Annotated in this window: 24 protein-coding genes and 1 pseudogene; 19 read left to right on the top strand and 6 right to left on the bottom strand. The window is 65.9% G+C overall.

Translation table 11 applies throughout. The annotated features are described in order from the left end of the window. Nucleotides 1–11: 11 nt before the first annotated feature. Nucleotides 12–1,910: a 2-isopropylmalate synthase gene (leuA, locus tag BN4348_RS53590; protein ID WP_066916758.1), complete on the bottom strand. Its 1,899-nt coding sequence runs from the start codon at nucleotides 1,908–1,910 to the stop codon at nucleotides 12–14. Between the two features lie 231 nt (nucleotides 1,911–2,141). Between leuA and BN4348_RS53585 the strand changes: the two genes are divergently transcribed. The 3 genes from BN4348_RS53585 to BN4348_RS53575 are packed head-to-tail and all read left to right on the top strand — an operon-like array spanning nucleotide 2,142 to nucleotide 5,586. Continuing rightward, nucleotides 2,142–3,407 (top strand): aspartate kinase, encoded by a 1,266-nt coding sequence (locus BN4348_RS53585; protein WP_066916757.1) that lies wholly within the window; start codon nucleotides 2,142–2,144, stop codon nucleotides 3,405–3,407. Next, nucleotides 3,408–4,442, top strand: a complete 1,035-nt coding sequence (locus BN4348_RS53580) for an aspartate-semialdehyde dehydrogenase (RefSeq protein ID WP_066916756.1) — start codon at nucleotides 3,408–3,410, stop codon at nucleotides 4,440–4,442. A 7-nt stretch (nucleotides 4,443–4,449) separates the two neighbouring features. Then, nucleotides 4,450–5,586 carry a DUF4185 domain-containing protein gene (locus BN4348_RS53575; protein ID WP_066916754.1) on the top strand — a complete coding sequence of 379 codons (1,137 nt, stop codon included), beginning with the start codon at nucleotides 4,450–4,452 and terminating at the stop codon, nucleotides 5,584–5,586. A gap of 14 nt (nucleotides 5,587–5,600) precedes the next feature. Here BN4348_RS53575 and BN4348_RS53570 read toward each other — a convergent pair whose 3' ends face one another. Together BN4348_RS53570 and BN4348_RS53565 are read right to left on the bottom strand one after the other, a co-directional pair. Further along, entirely contained in the window at nucleotides 5,601–6,722 is a 1,122-nt protein-coding gene (locus BN4348_RS53570; RefSeq protein ID WP_066916753.1) for a tyrosine-type recombinase/integrase, read from the bottom strand. Nucleotides 6,723–6,789: 67 nt separating this feature from the next. Beyond that, nucleotides 6,790–7,380 carry a helix-turn-helix transcriptional regulator gene (locus tag BN4348_RS53565; RefSeq protein ID WP_160040574.1) on the bottom strand — a complete coding sequence of 197 codons (591 nt, stop codon included), beginning with the start codon at nucleotides 7,378–7,380 and terminating at the stop codon, nucleotides 6,790–6,792. A 93-nt stretch (nucleotides 7,381–7,473) separates the two neighbouring features. Between BN4348_RS53565 and BN4348_RS53560 the strand changes: the two genes are divergently transcribed. The 12 genes from BN4348_RS53560 (at nucleotide 7,474) to BN4348_RS53505 (ending at nucleotide 14,658) form a co-directional block, all read left to right on the top strand. Beyond that, on the top strand, nucleotides 7,474–7,686 hold the full coding sequence (locus BN4348_RS53560) for a helix-turn-helix transcriptional regulator (protein ID WP_066916751.1): 213 nt from the start codon (nucleotides 7,474–7,476) through the stop codon (nucleotides 7,684–7,686). Then, the gene (locus BN4348_RS53555) at nucleotides 7,686–8,279 is read left to right on the top strand and encodes a hypothetical protein (protein WP_142308761.1); all 594 of its coding nucleotides are present in this window, start codon (nucleotides 7,686–7,688) and stop codon (nucleotides 8,277–8,279) included. The genes BN4348_RS53560 and BN4348_RS53555 overlap by 1 nt, the downstream gene beginning before the upstream one ends. Beyond that, complete coding sequence (locus tag BN4348_RS53550) at nucleotides 8,276–9,118, top strand: tyrosine-type recombinase/integrase (protein ID WP_235852814.1); 843 nt, start codon at nucleotides 8,276–8,278, stop codon at nucleotides 9,116–9,118. Before BN4348_RS53555 ends, BN4348_RS53550 begins: the two co-directional genes overlap by 4 nt. Beyond that, nucleotides 9,103–9,423, top strand: a complete 321-nt coding sequence (locus BN4348_RS53545; protein ID WP_084454537.1) for a DUF2742 domain-containing protein — start codon at nucleotides 9,103–9,105, stop codon at nucleotides 9,421–9,423. The genes BN4348_RS53550 and BN4348_RS53545 overlap by 16 nt, the downstream gene beginning before the upstream one ends. Then, nucleotides 9,420–11,213 carry a hypothetical protein gene (locus BN4348_RS53540; protein ID WP_066916909.1) on the top strand — a complete coding sequence of 598 codons (1,794 nt, stop codon included), beginning with the start codon at nucleotides 9,420–9,422 and terminating at the stop codon, nucleotides 11,211–11,213. Before BN4348_RS53545 ends, BN4348_RS53540 begins: the two co-directional genes overlap by 4 nt. After that, the gene (locus tag BN4348_RS53535; protein WP_066916747.1) at nucleotides 11,210–11,431 is read left to right on the top strand and encodes a hypothetical protein; all 222 of its coding nucleotides are present in this window, start codon (nucleotides 11,210–11,212) and stop codon (nucleotides 11,429–11,431) included. The genes BN4348_RS53540 and BN4348_RS53535 overlap by 4 nt, the downstream gene beginning before the upstream one ends. A gap of 2 nt (nucleotides 11,432–11,433) precedes the next feature. Next, nucleotides 11,434–11,748, top strand: a complete 315-nt coding sequence (locus BN4348_RS53530; RefSeq protein ID WP_066916745.1) for a hypothetical protein — start codon at nucleotides 11,434–11,436, stop codon at nucleotides 11,746–11,748. A 176-nt stretch (nucleotides 11,749–11,924) separates the two neighbouring features. Then, on the top strand, nucleotides 11,925–12,275 hold the full coding sequence (locus BN4348_RS53525) for a helix-turn-helix domain-containing protein (protein WP_084454536.1): 351 nt from the start codon (nucleotides 11,925–11,927) through the stop codon (nucleotides 12,273–12,275). Further along, nucleotides 12,268–12,702 carry a hypothetical protein gene (locus BN4348_RS53520; protein ID WP_066916743.1) on the top strand — a complete coding sequence of 145 codons (435 nt, stop codon included), beginning with the start codon at nucleotides 12,268–12,270 and terminating at the stop codon, nucleotides 12,700–12,702. Before BN4348_RS53525 ends, BN4348_RS53520 begins: the two co-directional genes overlap by 8 nt. Before the next feature lie 3 nt (nucleotides 12,703–12,705). Next, nucleotides 12,706–13,593, top strand: coding sequence for a hypothetical protein (locus tag BN4348_RS53515; RefSeq protein WP_066916741.1), 888 nt, complete (start codon nucleotides 12,706–12,708; stop codon nucleotides 13,591–13,593). Then, a complete protein-coding gene (locus tag BN4348_RS53510; protein ID WP_066916739.1) occupies nucleotides 13,590–13,784 on the top strand; it encodes a hypothetical protein in 195 nt (64 codons plus the stop codon). The genes BN4348_RS53515 and BN4348_RS53510 overlap by 4 nt, the downstream gene beginning before the upstream one ends. Before the next feature lie 538 nt (nucleotides 13,785–14,322). After that, nucleotides 14,323–14,658: a hypothetical protein gene (locus BN4348_RS53505; protein WP_235852812.1), complete on the top strand. Its 336-nt coding sequence runs from the start codon at nucleotides 14,323–14,325 to the stop codon at nucleotides 14,656–14,658. A gap of 381 nt (nucleotides 14,659–15,039) precedes the next feature. Here BN4348_RS53505 and BN4348_RS59750 read toward each other — a convergent pair whose 3' ends face one another. Beyond that, entirely contained in the window at nucleotides 15,040–16,650 is a 1,611-nt protein-coding gene (locus tag BN4348_RS59750; protein WP_142308760.1) for a hypothetical protein, read from the bottom strand. Nucleotides 16,651–16,690: 40 nt separating this feature from the next. Continuing rightward, nucleotides 16,691–16,930, bottom strand: coding sequence for a type II toxin-antitoxin system Phd/YefM family antitoxin (locus BN4348_RS53495; protein ID WP_235852811.1), 240 nt, complete (start codon nucleotides 16,928–16,930; stop codon nucleotides 16,691–16,693). Between the two features lie 58 nt (nucleotides 16,931–16,988). Between BN4348_RS53495 and BN4348_RS53490 the strand changes: the two genes are divergently transcribed. The 3 genes from BN4348_RS53490 (at nucleotide 16,989) to BN4348_RS53480 (ending at nucleotide 18,652) form a co-directional block, all read left to right on the top strand. After that, the gene (locus tag BN4348_RS53490) at nucleotides 16,989–17,201 is read left to right on the top strand and encodes a hypothetical protein (protein ID WP_235852810.1); all 213 of its coding nucleotides are present in this window, start codon (nucleotides 16,989–16,991) and stop codon (nucleotides 17,199–17,201) included. A gap of 741 nt (nucleotides 17,202–17,942) precedes the next feature. Next, the gene (locus BN4348_RS53485; protein ID WP_066916734.1) at nucleotides 17,943–18,239 is read left to right on the top strand and encodes a hypothetical protein; all 297 of its coding nucleotides are present in this window, start codon (nucleotides 17,943–17,945) and stop codon (nucleotides 18,237–18,239) included. 5 nt (nucleotides 18,240–18,244) lie between these two features. Further along, on the top strand, nucleotides 18,245–18,652 hold the full coding sequence (locus BN4348_RS53480; protein ID WP_211145763.1) for a hypothetical protein: 408 nt from the start codon (nucleotides 18,245–18,247) through the stop codon (nucleotides 18,650–18,652). Here BN4348_RS53480 and BN4348_RS59740 read toward each other — a convergent pair. Beyond that, on the bottom strand, nucleotides 18,591–18,998 hold the full coding sequence (locus BN4348_RS59740; protein WP_142308759.1) for a hypothetical protein: 408 nt from the start codon (nucleotides 18,996–18,998) through the stop codon (nucleotides 18,591–18,593). The two genes, BN4348_RS53480 and BN4348_RS59740, sit on opposite strands and share 62 nt — an antisense overlap. A gap of 263 nt (nucleotides 18,999–19,261) precedes the next feature. On the opposite strand from BN4348_RS59740, the pseudogene BN4348_RS53475 reads away from it, so the two are divergent. Continuing rightward, nucleotides 19,262–19,569: pseudogene (locus BN4348_RS53475) on the top strand (hypothetical protein); the annotation flags it as partial.

The following is a 19,569-nucleotide window of genomic DNA, read 5'->3' as shown; positions in this document are numbered from 1 at the left end:
TTCTTCGGCGTCTAACGCGACGCGCGGTTGACCGCCGACACCACGGCCCGCAGCGACGCGGTGGTGATCGACGGCGCGATGCCCACGCCCCACACCGTGCGTCCGTCGACCGGCCCTGATGGGCGCCGACCCGCTTCACCCGGCTGCGCCGCGCTCGCGATCGACACCGAAGCCTCCACGTACGCGGCGGCCTGAGCGTCGTCGCCCGAACTCATCGCGTGCTCGGAGTAATCCAGCACGGCCACGTCGAAGCCGACGGTTCCCAGCGCGTGGACGAAGGCGGCGAGCGGGCCGTTGCCGGAGCCGCTGATCTCGGTCTCCACGCCGTCGATCTTGACGGTGGCCTCGATCGTCGTCACGCCGCCGTCTTCGTCGGAGGCGTCGACGCGCTGCTTGATTCGCTCCAGTGGCAGCACCGGGGCCAGGTACTCCTCGGAGAACGCCTCCCACATCTCCTTGGGCGAGACCTCGCCGCCCTCGCCGTCGGTGATCTTTTGGATTACCTGGGAGAACTCGATCTGCAGCCGCCGCGGCAGCGCCAGGCCGTGGTCGGCCTTCATGATGTAGGCCACCCCGCCCTTGCCGGATTGCGAGTTGACCCGGATCACCGCCTCGTAGGTTCGCCCGACGTCCTTGGGGTCGATCGGCAGGTAGGGCACCTGCCAGAGCATGTCGTCGACGTCGGTGTCGGCCTCGTCCGCCGCGATCTTCATCTGATCCAGGCCCTTGTTGATGGCGTCCTGATGGCTGCCGGAGAACGCGGTGTAGACCAGGTCGCCGCCGTAGGGGTGTCGCTCGGGCACCGGCAGCTGGTTGCAGTACTCGACGGTGCGGCGGACCTCGTCGATGTTGGAGAAGTCGATCTGCGGGTCCACGCCGCGGGAGAACAGGTTGAGCCCCAGCGTCACCAGGCACACGTTGCCGGTCCGTTCGCCGTTGCCGAACAGGCAGCCCTCGATCCGGTCCGCACCGGCCTGGTAACCCAATTCGGCTGCGGCGACCGCGGTTCCGCGGTCGTTGTGGGGGTGCAGGCTCAGGATGACCGAATCGCGCCGCTTCAAGTTGCGGCTCATCCACTCGATCGAATCGGCGTAGACGTTCGGGGTGGCCATCTCCACGGTGGCGGGCAGGTTGAAGATGATCGGGTTGTCCGGCGTCGGCTCGATGACGTCGCCGACGGCGTCACACACCTGCTTGGCGTACTCGAGTTCGGTCCCGGTGTAGGACTCCGGCGAGTACTCGAAGCGCCACTGCGTGCCGGGGTGCTTCGCGGCCTCCTCGACGCACTTGCGCGCGCCGTCGGTAGCGATCGCTTGCACCGCCGCCCGGTCGGCGCGGAACACCACCCGGCGCTGCAGGATCGACGTCGAGTTGTAGAAGTGCACGATGGCCCGGGGCGCGCCCGCGCACGCCTCGAAGGTGCGCTCGATCAGCTCCGGCCGGCACTGGGTCAGCACCTGGATGGTGACGTCCTCGGGGATGGCGCCCTCGGTGATGATCGCGCGGACGAAGTCGAAGTCGGTCTGGCTGGCCGACGGGAAGCCGACCTCGATCTCCTTGTAGCCCATGCGCACCAACAGGTCGAACATGCGGCGCTTGCGGGCCGGGCTCATCGGGTCGATCAGCGCCTGGTTGCCGTCGCGCAGGTCCACCGCGCACCACAGCGGGGCGCGGGTGAGGACCCGGTCGGGCCAGGTGCGGTCGGCCAGGCGGATGGGCTCGACCTCTTCGGCGAAGGGCCGGTACCGCTTGATCGGCATCGACGAGCCGCGCTGGGGATTCCACGCGGGCTGGCCGGGCCCCGGCGGGCCGGCGGGTTTGACGATGGTGCGTGCCGACTTGTAGGCGTCGGGCGAAGGATTGGTCACGGTAGTTGCTCCGGGTTTGGAAGGAACCTCAGACCGGCGCATCGCGAACCCCCGCGACGGGAAGCCGGTCTGGATCAGACCCCGTCGCGGCGTCCGAGGAGGAGCACCCGCTGCACGCTGTGCACTCTACCGCGATGGGCTTGATCACCAAAACTGCGGATCGAGTCGCCGGGCGCGGGGGTTATGGACGAATTCGGCCTCGGCGGCCCGGAAAATCGAGATGCGCCCCGACGTATTCTGTTGTGGACTTAGGACCAGCGGGGAAGGGAAACAGTGGCGCTCGTCGTGCAGAAGTACGGCGGATCATCCGTGGCGGATGCCGACCGGATCCGCCGCGTCGCGGAGCGCATCGTCGCGACCAAGAAGCAGGGCAACGACGTCGTCGTGGTGGTGTCCGCGATGGGTGACACCACCGACGACCTCATGGACCTGGCCCAGCAGGTGTGCCCGGCCCCGCCGCCGCGGGAACTCGACATGCTGCTGACCGCCGGCGAACGCATCTCCAACGCGTTGGTCGCCATGGCGATCGAATCGCTCGGCGCGCAGGCCCGGTCGTTCACCGGTTCGCAGGCCGGCGTGATCACCACCGGCACGCACGGCAACGCAAAGATCATCGAGGTCACGCCCGGCCGGCTGCGAACCGCGCTCGACGAAGGCCGCATCGTGTTGGTCGCCGGGTTCCAGGGGGTCAGCCAGGACACGCGGGACGTCACCACGCTCGGCCGCGGCGGCTCGGACACCACCGCGGTGGCTCTGGCCGCGGCACTCGGCGCCGACGTCTGCGAGATCTACACCGACGTGGACGGCATCTTCAGCGCCGACCCCAGGATCGTGCACAACGCCCGCAGGCTGGACACGGTGACGTTCGAGGAGATGCTCGAGATGGCCGCGTGCGGCGCCAAGGTGCTGATGCTGCGCTGCGTCGAATACGCTCGCCGCTACAACATCCCGGTGCACGTCCGGTCGTCGTACTCGGACAAGCCGGGCACCGTCGTCAAGGGATCGATCAAGGACATCGCCATGGAAGACCCCATCCTGACCGGAGTCGCGCACGACCGCAGCGAGGCCAAGGTGACCATCGTGGGGATACCCGACATTCCGGGCTATGCGGCCCGGGTGTTCCGGGCCGTCGCCGACGCCGACGTGAACATCGACATGGTGCTGCAGAACGTCTCCAAGGTGGAGGACGGCAAGACCGACATCACCTTCACCTGTTCGCGCGACAGCGGGCCCACCGCGGTGGAGAAGCTCGACGCGCTGCGCGACGAGATCGGGTTCACCCAGCTGCTCTACGACGACCACATCGGCAAGGTGTCGCTGATCGGGGCAGGCATGCGCAGCCATCCCGGCGTCACCGCGACCTTCTGTGAGGCGCTGGCCACCGTGGGCGTCAACATCGAGCTGATCTCCACCTCCGAGATCCGGATCTCGGTGCTGTGCCGCGACACCGAACTAGACAAGGCGGTCGTGGCGTTGCATGAGGCGTTCGGGCTCGGCGGCGAGGAGTCGGCGACGGTATATGCGGGGACGGGCAGATAGATGGTTGCGATAGGCGTAGTGGGGGCCACCGGTCAGGTGGGCCAGGTGATGCGCACGCTTCTCGAAGAGCGTGACTTCCCCGCTACGACGGTGCGGTTCTTCGCCTCCGCCCGCTCGCAGGGCCGCAAGTTGGGATTCCGCGGCCAGGAGATCGAGGTCGAAGACGCCGCGACCGCGGACCCGACGGGGCTGGACCTGGCGGTGTTCTCGGCCGGCAAGACGATGTCGCTGGTGCAGGCGCCGCGGTTCGCGGCCGCCGGCGTGATCGTGATCGACAACTCGTCGGCGTGGCGCAAGGACCCCGACGTGCCGCTGGTGGTGTCGGAGGTGAACTTCGCCCGCGACGCCGCCAACCGCCCGAAGGGCATCATCGCCAACCCGAACTGCACCACCATGGCCGCCATGCCCGTGCTCAAGGTGCTGCACGACGAGGCGCAGCTGCAGCGCCTGGTGGTGTCCAGCTATCAGGCGGTTTCCGGTAGCGGTCTCGCCGGCGTCGAGGAATTGGCCACCCAGGCGCGCGCGGTCATCGACGGCGCCGAGCAGCTGGTGTACGACGGCGGCGCGTGCGACTTCCCGGCGCCGAAGACCTACGTGGCGCCGATCGCGTTCAACGTCGTGCCGCTCGCCGGATCGCTGTTGGACGACGATTCGGGCGAGACCGACGAGGACGCGAAGTTGCGCTTCGAGAGCCGCAAGATCCTCGGCATCCCCGACCTGTTGGTCAGCGGTACCTGCGTGCGGGTGCCCGTGTTCACCGGCCACTCGTTGTCGATCAACGCCGAATTCGCGCGGCCGCTGGCCCCGGAGCGGGCCCGCGAGCTGCTCGAGGGCGCCCCGGGCGTGAAGGTGGTCGACGTGCCGACGCCGCTGGCCGCCGCCGGTGTCGACGAATCGCTGGTCGGGCGCATCCGGCGTGACCTGGGCGTGCCCGACGGGCGCGGCCTGGCGCTGTTCGTCTCGGGGGACAACCTGCGCAAGGGCGCGGCGCTCAACACGATCCAGATCGCCGAGTTGCTGGCTGCCCAGCTGTAGTCCGCCGGTGAGACCCGCCTGGATCGCGCGGTTCTCGCTAGTTGCGGCTGCTTTGCTCGTGCCGCAGTGGTTTTGGGCCGCGCGTGCCGATCCGCCCGCGCCCGCGCCGGAGCCGATCCTGCAGCCGTTGGCGCCGGGCCAGGTGCTGCGAATCGGGCCGACGGCCGGCACCGGAACCCCGACCGGGGACTACGGCATCGGCGCGACGGACCTGTGCGAGTTCGTCGAGTTTCCCGCCGAACTGCTGCAGGTCTGCGGCGACAGCTTCGCCGGCCAGGGCGTCGGCTTCGGCGGCTGGTACTCGCCGATCGCGCTGCATGTGGATACCGCGTCGGTCGATGACCCCGCCGGGGTGCGCTACACCGGCGTCACCGGGATCAACAAGCCGCTGCTGGCCGACCCCACGCCGCCGGGGGATTCCCAGCTGCCCGCCGGGGTGGTGCAGATCAACCGGCGCAACTATCTGATGGTGACGACGACGAAAAACTTGGAGCCGCAGAGCTCCCGGCTCGTGACGCCCGAGCCGGCGCGCGGCAGCTGGCAGACCGTCGCCGGATCGCGGCGCGACGGCTCCTACCAGGGCGGTTCGCAGTCGCAGATCAGCGGCTACTACGACCCGATTCCCGCGCCCGATTCGCCGAGCGGGTGGGTGTACATCGTGGCCAACAGCTTCACGCGGCGCGATCCGGTGTTGCTATACCGGGCCACCCCCCAGACGTTCACCGACCGGTCCCGCTGGCAGGGCTGGGCGTCGGGCCCCGGCGGCGGGTGGAACAAGGCGCCGACGCCCCTGTGGCCGGATCAGGTCGGCGAGATGTCCATCCGCCAGATCGACGGCAAGGCGGTGCTGTCCTACTTCAACGCCAGCACCGGCAACATGGAGGTCCGGGTGGCCGACGACCCGACCTCGCTGGGCACCGCGCCGGTGACCACCGTGGTGCAGCACGACGAGTGGCCCGATCCGGCCGAAAGCCTGCCGCCCCCGTACGACAACCGGCTCGCGCAGCCCTACGGCGGGTACATCTCGCCCGGGTCCACCCTGGATGAGCTGCGGATCTTCGTCAGCCAATGGAACAACATCGATCCCCGCGCCCGTTCGCCGTACCGGGTCATCCAGTACGCGGTCAACCCGTTCAAGCCCTGATCAGAGGCCATATTTCAGCCTTCCGTCCGCAGTGCGTCCGCAGCAGATCCGAGCGCCTGGTCGACCAGCCCCGCGGCCGCGTTGCGGGTGCGGTCGTTCGCGTCCGGCCAGAGGTGGCTGTAGGTGTCCAACGTGACGGATGCCGACGAGTGACCGAGGGCGCGCTGCACCGTCACCACGTCGCACCCGGCAGCGATCAGACCCGAGGCGTAGAAGTGCCGCAGATCGTGCAACCGGTACTCAATGCCGATCTTCTCGCGCACCTTGCGCCACCACCGCGCCACCGTCGCCGCGTGCGCCGGCAACAGCTCGTTGCGGGCGCCCTCGAACAACCACCTGTCCGGGTCGTCACCCGGCCGGTACAGGCGCACATGCTCGGCCAGAATCTTCACCAGGCCATCAGGGACGTACAGCGTGCGCTCGGACCCGTACTTGGGCCCGCGGATCTCCATCCGTCCGTCATCGGTCCACTGCACCTGCCGCTGGACCCGGATCTCCCCGCGCAGGAACTCGACATCAGAGACCTTCAACGCGGAGGCTTCCCCCCGGCGCAGGCCGGCGAACGCGCAAACCGCGATGAACGCCGCATACCAAGGCTCGATGTCATCGGTAGCGCGGATCGCCGCGCCGACCTCCTGGGCGGTCGGAATGCTCATTGCAGCCGAGGCTTTCCGCACTCGTGGCAGCCGTATCCCGGTGGTGATGTCTCGGGCCATGAAGCGGTCCCGGACGGCCGCGCGGAACACATTGCGCACATTCGCGAACCGGGTGCGTATCGTCGTCGGCTCGAGCTCGTTGTCCTGCATCGCCTTCACCCACGACTCGACGTGTGAAGGCCGGATATCGCCCAAGCCGATGTTGCCGAACGTCACCGAGTTCGCGGCCAGGTCCATCGAATGCGCCGTTCCCGAAACCCACACCTGCCGCGACGACCAATCCTTGTAATACGAGGCGAACGTGACCTTTCCGAGCTTCGGGTCAACGTAGGTGCCGGTGGCGAACTTCGTCGTGATCTCGGTATCCAGCCACGACTGCGCATCAGACTTGCGGGCAAAGCCCTTCGCGTGCTCGCGGCCATCTTCATCGACATACCTTGCCCGCCAACGCTTTCCCTTGCCATACACGGCGGAGGCCACCGTCTCCGTTGTGCCATCAGGCAACCGGACCGTCTTCGACCAACGATCCTCGACACCAGCGCGGCGGTTACGAATCTGCATCGGGTGCTCCCGGGGAAATCGAGGAAAGACGTTGCAGCACTTCAATGTAGCTCATGCCTCGAAGATGCTGTGGCAGTTCGGCGAGGCGCCCCTCCACGCTTAGCCCGACTTCGATCATGTCGTTGAGAGCGTCGCCCCAATTTTGACGTAACCAAGCTCTCGCGGACTTGAGCAGTTCGGCGTCGGGCTCGTCGTCACTCGTAGCCGAATCGTGTGCGATCAGCATTGAAAGATCCACCAGCGGCTTCACTAATTCCGACGCGAGGATCGGCAGCTTGGCTTGTATATCCGCAAGCTTCGTGGTCAGCGCAACGTAGCCGGCATTCTTCTGCGCGGCTGGCGTGGCAACGGCCAGCTGGGCTAGGCCGACCCCCAAGACATTGCAGATCCGCAGTGCTTCAGCGTATTTGAGCGGACGGGTTCCCTTCTCGATCTTCACGATGGTCTGTTGAGGGATGTGCTCGTCGTCAGTGCTGATCGCCGTTGCCAGCTCAGCCTGCGACAGCCCCTTCGCCACGCGGAGGACCTGGATGTTCTTCCCGACAAGCTGATCGACGGTCACTTGCGGCTCAGGCACACGCCAACCATACAACGTTGTGTTGTCTTGACTCAACAACGCCAGCGCGTTACCGTTTTGTTGTTAATCACCAACAACAGGAGGTTGTAACGCATGGCAGGTGACGAGCTGCTGACCACCAAGCAGGTGTGCCAGCAGTACCCAGTCTTCACCCCGGGAACGATGAGATTCTGGCGGGCGTCCGGCCAAGGACCGGCTTCGTGGACGCTCGGACCCCGCGGCCGTGTCGTGTACCGGCGGTCGGAGATCGAGCGGTGGCTCGCCGAGCAGGAAACCGCAACCCGCCGCGGCGGCGGCGCTGCCTGATGGCCGCCACCAACAAGAAAGCGGCCCCCGTAGGTCCCGGTGCTCGAACACCGGGCGGGAGCCGCTGCAACCCATCCATCACCAAACAACAGAAAGGTCCCACCATGATTACACACCCCGCCGACGACGACCAGGCCACCAGCGAGTTCCCGGTCGACAGCACGCTGCACCACTGCCGCCAGGGTATCGGCCGGCGCACGCCCGACTGCAACTTCCGGGCACCGACCGGATCGGCGCCAACCGTGACAGACCTGCTTGATTACCCCGAGACACAGTGCGCGCCGTGGTGCGTTTCCCCTGACCATGTCAGTCACGACCCGGCCTGTTGGGGCACGGATAACTACGTGAATCTCACGATGGAGGAGGGTTATCCGCACGAGGCGTTGCCTGGCATGGCGCACCACTTCGACCCGCCGCGCATCGGCGTGAATTCGTACCGCGCGCGGCCCGGCTGGCGCAGCGGTGTCTTACTCCACTTGTACAGGCCCAGCGAGAACGACCACATCGACATGGACGCCAACCTCCAGCTGGCCGCGGACGAGGCCCGCCAGCTCGCCGCCATGCTGATCGCGGTCGCCGAGGAGATCCAGTGAGCGCGGCGGCCCCGCGGCCTGGGGCGCGTAAACCACCGCCGCCGGAATGGGCGCCCGCGATCGCTGCGTATCTCGGGCACATCACCGGGGCTGGGTATCGGGACGCGACGGTCAAGCTTCGGTCGGAGCAGTTGTCGCTGATCGCGCGCGGGCTCGGCGGTGCACCTGAGCAGGCCACCGCCGAGCAGCTGATGGGCTGGCTCGGCACCCGCACCTGGTCGCCGGCGACCCGCAAGACGCACCGGGAAGCGGCGCTTGGTTTTTTCCGGTGGGCGGCGAAAACTGGCCGCGTCCCGCGGGACTTCACTGCCGATCTGCCTCCCGTGAGGTTGCCGAAAGCGCAGCCGCGCCCGGCGCCGGACGCGGTGTGGAACGCGGCGCTGGCGGCCGCCGAACCGCGCGTGGGCGTGATGCTGCGGCTGGCCGCCGAGGCGGGGCTGCGGCGCGGTGAGGTCGCGGCCGTTCACTCCCGGGACCTGATCGACGGGCCGAGCTTGATCGTGCACGGGAAGGGCGGCAAGGCGCGGATTGTGCCGCTGTCCGCCGAGCTGGCGGCCGCGATCCGCGCCGCCGGCGGCTGGGTGTTCCCGTCCCGCAAGGGTGATGGTCACCTGACCGCCCGCGAGGTCGGCCATCTCGTGGCCGGGGTGCTGCCGTCGGGATGGTCGATGCACACGCTGCGGCATCGGTTCGCCACGCGCGCCTACCGCGGGAGCCGCAATTTGCGGGCGGTGCAGCAACTACTCGGCCACGAAAGCGTGTTGACCACCGAGCGTTACACCGCGGTCGACGACTCCGAAATCCGGGCGGCCGCTGCCAGCGCATGGGCGACGCCATGATTGCGTCCAGGCAGCGAAGCTGGTGGCCGGTCCACGAGTTTATCGAAGCCGTTGTGCGACAGGCCAACTACGGGCCGTTGCCGGCAGCCGGAACTCCGGCGTGGTGCGCACTGGCCGAGGGTGATCCACGAAAACTGTTGGCCCTGGCCATCGACGGCGAGCACCACGTCTTGCGCGTCGAGGTCGCCCAAGCCGCACTCGCCCAAGCCGCCCAAGGCGTTTCGGTAGCCACCGACTGGGCAGCCGTCGCGCGCGACATCCGCCGGCGCGACGCGGTGTGCATCCCGAGGAGGAGGTCAGCTTGACCGACACCGAGGCGTTCTTCCTCGATTCCGGCAGCGACCAGCTGGCCAAGATCTACCACTGGGCCCGTGCTCGGTATGCGGCGCCGTGGGCGGTGTTCTTCGCCGTGCTGCTGCGGGTGGCCGCGAGCGTAGGGGCGCACGTGCAACTGCCCGGCACTATCGGCGGCCGCGCCAGCCTTAACCTGATGTGCGCCTTCGTCAGCGCCTCCGGCGGCGGAAAAGGCATCTCCGACAAGGTTGGTCGCCTCGCGTGGCCAACCCCGATCCTCGAGCTTCCCATCGGCAGCGGCGAAGGCATCGCCGCCACATTCAAGAAGCCAGATAAGCCCGACGCGGACAACGAGCCCATCACTGCGGCGATCTTCAGCATTCCCGAGATCGACACGCTGGCCGGCATCGCAGCCCGCCAGGGTTCGATCTTGTTGGCTCAGCTCAAGTCGATGGCGATGGGCGAACAACTGGGTCAGTCCAACGCCTCGAAGGCCACCAGTCGCGTCGTCGCGGCCCACTCCTATCGGTGCTGCCTATCGGTCGGCGCCCAACCCGGCCACACCGGGGTCATCTTCAACGACACGACCGGCGGCACGCCGCAACGGTTTTTGTGGTCACCGACCACCGACCCCGGTATGCCGGCCACGGCATCGCCGGACCCCGACCCGCTGGATACCGCATTGCCGCTCTGGTGCCCGGGAGAAGACGGTGTCGTGGAGATTACCTACGGGGTACCGGAAATCGCGGAGGCGGTCATTGCCGCTCATATCGCGCGCCAGCGCGGGGAAGCTGATCCACTCGACGGACACTGGATGCTGACCCGTCTCAAGGTTGCCGCGCTCCTGGCGATCATGCACCACCGCAGCGTGGTCTCCCAAGCCGACTGGGAGATGTCCGCCGGCGTCATGGCCGTCTCCGACGCCACGCGCGAATGGATCGTCAACGAGGCCCGGAAGGCCGAGCGCGAGAAGGTCCGCGCCAGGGCCATCGCCAGGGCCGTCGGAGACGAGGTCTACGACCGCCGGCTACTCGACAGCGTCAAACGCAGCATCGTGCGAATGCTCGACCACGATGGCGAGCAAGCCGGGAACGAACTCCGTAGCCGACTGGGCAAGCGAGAGAAACGTGACCTCTTCGACCAGGCCGTCAGCGAGTTAGCTGCGGATGGGTACGTGGAGTCGTTGGCGGTTGATCGCGGCACGCGGTACCGGTTACTGCGAAGTGGTCAGGGTGACCAACCCGGTCAGGGTAGATATCCGCACGTCGGCGAGGGTGACCACATTGGTCAGGGTGACCAATCGAATAACATCACCGCTCTTGATTCCCGCAGGTCGCACCAATCCGAGCGCCCGAAGCTGTCGTGTCAGAAGTGGTTCAACAACCACATCGCCGAACTCCGCGCGGCCGGGCACACGACCGCGGAATCGTTTGCTGTGTACCGGGCCGGCATGAACGCCGGGTACACGCGGGGCAGCCTCGGTCAGGCCGCATCCGCCCACCCCGACATCGTCACCGTCAACCGCACCAGCCGGGGTGCGACATGGTCACTTCTCGGCGACCACGAAAGCGCCTACCGTCCCGCCACCGACTTCTTTGCTTCCTACCTGGCTACCCTTCCGGCGGGTTCGACGGAGATCGATCAGACCGACTATCGGCGTGCAGCAACAGCAGCGGGGTACAGCTGGGACGCAGCCCTCAAAGCCGCCACAGGTCACCCTCGGGTCGAATCCCAGCGTGCCCGCGGCTTGTCGAAGAACGAACGAGTGTGGCTCCTCCGATCCGACGGAGAGGCGTCGTGAAGCGACCGATCTGGCAGGCCTACGCCGATACCGGCGCGCTCGATATCAGCTGCCCGAACTGCGCGGCCGAACCAGGCCACTGGTGCACCAAGCCTGACGGCCGCGTCCGCCGTGTGCCCTGCGTCCAGCGGGCGGCCGCCGGCGTCGGCACCGGCGACGGCAAGCCCTACGGCCACGACTTCGGCGAGCCACGCCACCCGGCGGCCAGGGAGGCATAACAATGACCACCACCGGCCCCGATCACCAACTGACTTTGACCGTGAAGGTCATCAACGGTGAACCCATGCTCGACGCTACCGCGATGTCCCTGCTACTCGGCGTCGACGAACAACTCATTGCAGCGCTCCCCCGCCGCGACTTTGCCAACGGCTACACACCGATCCCCCAGGAGTGGATCCGCAACGGCAAGCGCCGAGCCAAGGAAGCCGCCGCACACACGGGCAGCAACGACATGGTCTCGTCCCTGACGTACTGGGCGGCCAAGGACCGCGGCGCCGAGCTGCAGATCGTCTACGAGGGCGGCCTGCCAGCATGAACCCGCGGACAGGGCACCCACGACCACCCCATCCACCCACCCGTCCCCGCCCCCGCCCTCCCTCGCCGCGTCGTTCTGCGGCTCGGATTCCGCCTGAGTCTGGGGTTTTTGGGGGTCAACTTTCGGAGTGGCCCAGATGAAGCCGCCAGCTGGCCGAAATACTAAGGGCCGCTGAGGTGTTCACGAAAGATCAGCTGCGTCAGTTGTCCTATTGCGTGGGCGAAGAGCTGCGTGCGCGGGCGGCGGGTAAGGGGCCTGGTGTCCAGCCGTGGATTCGGAAGCTTTCGCAGCACTTGGACATCGCGGTAGCCATGTCCGAGTCAGGACATGAATCTGATTGCGATGCACCACAATCTGAGATCAGCGACTCCATCAGCGCACGAGAGGCGGCGACGGTCTTGAAACTGTCCAAACGGCAGGCGCAGCGGCTCGGACCGGAAATCCCCGGCGCCAAGGTCGTCGGCGGCCGCTGGCTATTCCCACGCCAGGCAGTCGAGGAATACGCGAGAGGACGCATCGATGGTTGATCTGCCCGCCGGCGTCGAACAGCAGCTGGCCGACCTGTCCGACGCCGACTTCGCGGCGCTCACCGCACGGGTTCGCGCGCCCGACAGCACCGAAGCGCTCAGAACCGCGGCTGCGCGGGTGCTTTCCGAAGATGCGGCGAATTCCTTCGTCGCGTTCGCGGACGTGAGCAAGTTCGTCGGCGCTAACGGGCGGATTGACGAGGTGAAGGTTCGTGATCATCTCGCCGCCGCCTATGGTGTGCCGCAAGGCGCCGGCGGAAACCAGGAGTGGGGGCGTCCCGGCGCCGCCGGCCGCGCCGCGGCAGAGAAGCGGTTCGGCCAGAAACTCGACCCCGACGCCGAGGCCACCGCCGGTAGCGATACCCCCGGCGCAGCGGGTCGCGCCGCAGCGCAACGCCGATTCGGCAAGCCACAGAAAGAGAGCTAAACCATGCCAAACGCACCAGCCCTGATGGCGAAAGCCGGAACCAACAAGTACATGCGCAAGGCGCTCACATCGTGGCCGGATTACGAGCGCCTAGTCGCGTTGCGCGCCAGTGTTTTCGAGCATCAACGCACCCTCGCGCCAATCCCGGAAATCCCGCCGCCGGCCCACGCAGAAACCGACCTCGACGCATGGCTCGCCGACGTCGCCCACGCCGCGAACGCACAACGAGACCGCGAAGTTAAGCGCGGCGCGCTCGGCGACCTACTGCGCGACATCGACTCCGAAATCGTGGCCATCGCCGAAGTCCACACCGAAACCCTGCTGAAATCACTGGCCGCCGACCTCGATGACCTGATGGGACACGTCGCCGATGTCGTGAGCAGGCTGCATGGTGCAACTACGCCAACCGCCGCCATCGCCAACGGCACCGCAGACGCCTGGCGCGAACTGCCGCCACTGCGAGAGGAATACGACGACCTCCGCGACGCACAGCTCACCGTGATGCACGCCGCGGACGTCGTACACATCCAGTCAGCCCAGTCCCCGCACCTCGACGACGAGATGGCAACCGACCTCGCGATCGCCAACCTCGACGACGTACTGCCCGGCTGGCGCGGACGCGCACCAGCGCACGTCGTGATCAGCGGATCGCCACCCGATCGCCGCCCGTGGCCGACCGACCCGATCGAACAGCTCGTGTGGCTGCTCAGCAGCACCGCAAAGCCCTGGGTGCCGACCCTGGCCCAGCTCTACCGGCTAAACGAGGATCGCCGCAAGCGCGCCAACCCGACACCGAACCCGACACCGAAGCCCCTACCACGTTGGCAAGCGCCGACCGCGCTGAACACACCAATCCCGAAACTAACTGCTAAGGAAGGAATTACAGCGTGAGCGACACCTTCGATACCTACCAAGCCAACCCGAGCTCGGTGCCGCCGCTGACACGCGCCATCATCGCAGCAATGCCAACCACCATGAGCGGCAACGTCATCGGGCCATGCGCCAACGATGCCTCGCAACGCGCGATGTTGGATGCGTTGAGCAGCCTCGAAACCCGCGTGACGACCCTCGAAGGCCCCTAATGACTTGGCGGCGGCCGGCGTCAAACCCGTGCACTGCATCGACGGGCAAGGACGACCCACGACGGCCCAAGGACAATGCAGCCCAGGACGTACCTGCGCCGGCCGCCGCCAAACCAGATTGCTGGCGTCGACAACGTGGCCGGTCACCCACCACGGGCATACGGGGGAGGGGTACGCCCGCCCTGCCTCCCCCGCCGCGTTGTTCTGTGAAATATGCTGCCCGCACGCATAAACGCACCGTTCGTGCAACGGTTACAGCCGCCGAATCGGGGCCTTTCAGGGTCAATCCGGTGAAGGGGCGTGATTGATGGCTGCTGCCAAGAAAGTGTGTGCTGCCTGCGGCGATGGGTTCATTGGCCGTGGCGGTGCACGGTACTGCTCGGCGACGTGTCGATCGCGGGGGCATCGGTCGCGACAGACGGATAAACGTTGCACTGATGCAACGGTTACGGCTCGCCAAGGGTCGCGTTCCAAACGCGTTCCTTCCGAGGGCCAGAGGCCCGCAGTTTCGTCCCTAGGTGGTCATTCCGCGGAGGCTGTGGCGCTGCTGGCGGCACTCGACGCCGAGCTCGCGGAGAACTCGGAGGATCGCGGCCTGGCCGGCGACGATGCGTTGTCGTGGTCGGCCGCCGAGCGCGCCATCTTGGACCTGGTGGCCGACGCCGTTGACCGCAAGGTCGACCTGTATGCCCGCTATTTGGCCAGCGATGAGAACAAGGTGCGGGTCAAGGTGTCGACCGAGATCCGGCTGCTTGAGGCGAGTATCGCGCGGTTGCTGAAGCAGGTGAAGACGGACCTTGTCGAGGCTCCGTCGCGGGTATCGCAGAAGGCCAGTGCGGCTGCGCATGTGAGGTGGCGCCATGGCTCGCATTAGACGCGGCTCGGCGCCCGGCCGGCGCGGCGGCATCACGGTGCCCGGCATCTATGGCCGGCTGCTTGAGCGCGAACGCGAGAATGCCGGACGCCCGGATCCGCGGTGGCTCCACACCGAAGCCGGGCTGCGCGGCGAGCCCTGCCCCGATGAATTCCGTTCAAAGTCGGATCTGTTGGACGCTTTGGAGGCTGGTGAGCCTGTCGAGGTGCCGTCGTGGCGCCTGGGCGGTCACAGTGAGCCCGATGAGCGGCTTCGCCTAACTCACCACCGGGACCGATCAATCGTCGGATGGTTGGTGCACAGCGATGACGTCGTTGTACCGGTGAGGAAAGCCGGAAGATGAGCGCTCAGTTCGGTCCGCCGCGGTGGGCTATGGGGTGGTCACTGTCCGGTGGACTCGCCGGGGTCGGCAGGAGCGGTGAGGTGTTGACGGGTCAGCACGCGCCTCACGATATTGTCGCGAATTTGCGCGGGATCGCTCAGCGTATCCAGCAGATACAAGTAGGGCAGAAACACTAGATCCGCTGGCATCTCGCCAGTGTGGTGAGCCAAGAGCCGTTCAGCCACCAGATCCCTATCGTCCCGCGGATTCGGGTTGATACCACCGAATCCGTGCGTCGCGTTTCGGAAAACCTTCAACAGAACAGCAACCGCCCGCTGCGGCTGCCGATGGTGCGGCCGCCGGTCGGTCGGGATCCTAATGACGACGTTCGTATCCCCACGCTGCTCTCGAATGAAGAAGCCGTCTTGAACGCGCTGAAGACTTTCCACGGCTCGGTCCGCGACCGGCATGAGCACCGACGCAACATCTGCGGGCATCCGCGTACGCACACGGTCAGCGACTGCCTTGGCGGTCCTGTAGGTGCACAGCTGCTCAAATTTGCGTCGCGAGATGCGATCCGCATACGTGTCAAGCAGAGTGTTCATCAGCGCTCGTTGCACGGAGTGATTTCGTCCGGACGTTTGGAGGGCAGTCGTGAGGCCAAAAACTTGCCCGAAAGTGAGCAGCCAGTGTTGGTGTTCATACGGATCGTAGAAGCCGGCAACGTCGCCGAATGTTGTTGGATCGCATAGGTATTCGAACATTCGATTCAATTGGTTGACCCACCAGATGATCGCAAGGCGACACGACGCGGGTGTGATGCTTACAGGTGGTGCCGGTTCCATCCGACCCAGCCCGGGCAGCAGCTGTAGGGGCTCCATCGGGGATCTTCGGAGCCCGACAATATCTGTTCCCAGGCTGAATAGGACGGCAAAGGGCGGCCGCCCGGTGGGTAGGCACCAGAATCGGGGAGTCAGACAACCCAAAAGTGGTCCTAGGTAATGGATTACGCCAACGACTTCGTTGTACCAGTGTGCAGAGGATGCAAAGTGCCCGGCGTCGTTTCCCTTCACGGCGCTCATGGTCTTCATGGCGTCGGGTTCTTGATCGAAACGAAACAAGATGGCGGGCAGTTTGGCTCGGTGGATGAGTAGATCAGTCCCGCTCACCAGAGTGGCGCTAGCACCATGGAAGACTGACTCGCCTGTGCTTTCTAGCCGCCTTAGTCGGATGCTGTCGTAAGCCCGTTGGACGACGTCGATCAATTCCTGGCCATTGGTCGACCTGAGAACGTCGGTTTGGATTTGGTGGAACGGCGCAGCGAGGTCCGCGCCGGCGTCGCCGCCGGCCGTCCGCTCTGCTAAGTGCTCTTGGAGCTCGCTGAATTGTTGGAGCGTGTCAGGATCATCCAAGGGGATGCCTGGGTCAGGTACGCGGTTTAGAGGGGCGAAGTTATTGGCGAAACCTGTTTCGCCAGCGAGGTTGCGGACGCTGACGAAGCTTCGGTCATCATTTGGCCTAACCGCCCACTGTCCATCGCTCAAACGACGCCCGTTGAGGCCGAGATGTTGAAGAAGGCCACGTGGGTCGCCGCCAAACAGGGCATCTGGGAGTTGCAGCGTGACTTCACGAAACGGGTTCACGACTACCCGATTTGGCCCGTCTTGCATCGTGTGAGGTTAGGCGTGCGGCTCATTCTGTGGTCCATGGTCAGGCGTCCAAACCTATTTCGGCGGCGAGATCGTGGAATGAGACCGTCACGCCGGTGCGTTCGTGCACGCTGAGCCTGTCCTTGAGGTCTTCGATTTCCTCGAGCATGGCGCTGTAGCGGTCGGCGGACACCATGACCGCGGTGGGCGTGGAGTGGTTCGTCAGCACCACGTCTTCGTCGGCGGATCGGCGCACTAATTCCGATAGGCGCGCACGCGCGTTGCTGACCGGGATCAACAAGGCTTGCCTCCGTTTCCAGGCTGTACGGCGTGGGGTCTCGGCTACTAGCATCGCTCTCTTGCCCTCCACGAAGGAAGACCCGAGGATGCCCAGCTACGACATCGAAGTCACCCGAGACGGCCGCTGGTGGATGATCCACATTCCCGCAATCAACGGGCTGACGCAAGCGAGATTTCCCGGCGAGATCGAAGCGATGGCACGCGACTACATCGCCGTCAGCACCGCCGCACCGGTCGCCGAGATCGAGGTTCGGCTTCCCGGCGGCTCGTAGGCGGGGGATGCTCTCGACGTAGCGCTGCAGCTCGTCGGCGGTGAACTTGAACTCCCGGGCCGTCCTGGACGGCGCCGAGCACGCCGGCGCGCCGTAATTCGTGAATACGCCGCTGACTGGTCGACAGCAGCTCCGCCGCCACAGCGGCGTCGTACAGGGACCGGCGCATCACGACGCGCCTCCCAACCGCTCGAATCGGCTTGGTCCGCATCGGCAGGTTCACCGTCGCCGACGCCGGCGGCAGCTAGACGTGACGCGGCACGGAGCAGCAGCAGTTGTCGGGTCATGGCGGCGGCACCGCTGCGCCCGCTCCACACGAAACCCATCAGCCCCGCGGTTGGTAGGCGTTAGCCAGTCGCGGCCGATGGGACAAACCCCGAGGCTGGGCTGACGTTGGCGAGCATCAGCCCAGCCAAAGGGCCAAAGTTTCCGCAGCTAAGAGGCACCGCAACCGCCATACCTGGGGGGTACCCCGACGGTCACCGGTGGCCTCCCGCCGGTTGGCATAGCGTCCGCCGGTGCGTGCAAAACTCGAATCTTTTTCGAGCCCGAGTTTCGTACACCGAATATCCGCGCTGCTCAGATGGCAAATCCCGCTGTTTTGACTGGTCTGCCACGCAGGCATTTCCGCAGGTCGCTGGTAGTCGAAAATGGCCGGAAATGCGACATCAGCAGTCACGAAGTAGCCTCAATACCTGATTTGTCGGTGCCCAGTGATTCACTGGCGTTACCGTTAATGGTGTGTCCAGCCAGGAGAAGCAGCCCATGATCACGGCCGACACCCTCAAGTTTGAGCTCGATGGCCGCCTTCAACCCTTGATCGCTGAGACGGGGAAGACCCATCTCAGCGTTCGATGGGAGCCAGGTGCGCGCATCGTTCGGGTGGGCGCCTGCATCGACCGCTACACCTGGGAGTCCCGCATGTTGGTGCTCGAGGCCCTTCTCAAATTCGAGGAGGACCACGCCGACGAGTGGGCTCTTGAGTTCGACGTCTTGCCGTTGGAACCTGTGCAGAACGAGGAATTCGCCGAAGCCTGATGGGCGTGCGCAAGTGGCACCTTAAGCGTGCCGAGCACCATAAGGATGCTTCGGATTATCTGCTTGGCCATTTCGATGACTGGGCAGTTGTGGCGATGTTCTACTCGGCCATGCACTATGTGCACTCGTCACTGGCAGATGAGCCGAGCCTCAATAAGGACGAGCGCAATCCGCGGAAGCACTCCGGTGTTGATGCTGGCAGCCGTGGGACCAACCAGCTCGTGAAGGCGCTGTATCCGCAGATCCACCTTCAGTACCGGAGTCTGTACGAGGCCTCGCGGCGCACGCGGTACGACATTGCGCAGCTCGGTTCGACCGCGATCCCGCTACTGACAAAGCAGTGGGACGACGTCAAGCAGTTTTGCGAGGGGTTGAACCAGGGCCGACCATGGATCCCGAGTCAAGCGCAATAATCGGCTCGGTGCGCGACCAGTGATCGACTCCCCGCGGCCGGGTCCGTCGCCTGGGTTGAGGTAGCTGCGCCCGAAAGACGGCCTTAGCCATCAGTTCGCGGTGCTCCCAGTCGGCCCGGGCGGCGATCGCGGCCCTTCGTCGTCGTTCGCGGGCGGCGCCGTACAGCACGCCGGCTGCCGCGGCGACGACGATCATCACCGCGGCCGCGACCGGGTACACGGACAGCATCATCGCCATGAAGGTGAGCGTGTACAGACCCGCGCTCACCGCGGCGACCGGGTGCCGGTCCCACCATGCGTCGCGCTTCGACTCCATCCCGCACCGCGGGCATGTCTGTTTCGCCATGGCTTTCACCTTCCGTCCGCAGTGCGTCCGCAGTAGATCAGGAACAGCGCGTTAGCCGCCAACAATGCAAACACCCCTGACCTGCGTTGACTATCTCTTCCAATTTACGTCCGCTTTGCCAAACGCCGAGAAACGGATTCGCGGTCAACCCGTTCAAGCCCGATTAGCCTCTCGGCCGGCGGTTTTTGCAGGTCAACCGGGTTTCCAGCTCATAGCCGCTACTTAAGTAGCGCATAGCCATAACTATTGTTAACGCCAGCATCATGAGTCTCATGAGTGAAACATCTGACACACCAACTGTGCGGACCTCAACCGCAACCGCGCCCGCGCCGGCGGCCGAGCCGGCGCTCTTCCGGACCCCTCGGGTCTTCATTGCCGCAGCATGGGTGGCCATCGTTGCCGGCGTCGTGTTCATCGTCTCGGTGATCTTCTTCACCGGGATGGCGCTCGGGCACCACGGTCACGGCGGCATGCACCACCACCACAAGCACCACGCGGCCTTCATGCATCCGCACCGCTTCGGCGGCCCGGGTGGTCCCGGCGGGCCGGGTGGCCCGGCCGGCGGCCCCGC

It is taken from the genome of Mycobacterium interjectum, from assembly GCF_900078675.2.
GTDB classification, from domain to species: Bacteria; Actinomycetota; Actinomycetes; order Mycobacteriales; family Mycobacteriaceae; genus Mycobacterium; species Mycobacterium interjectum.
Note: the sequence above shows the minus strand (reverse complement) of the source record. Positions and strands in the feature narration are given on the sequence as shown.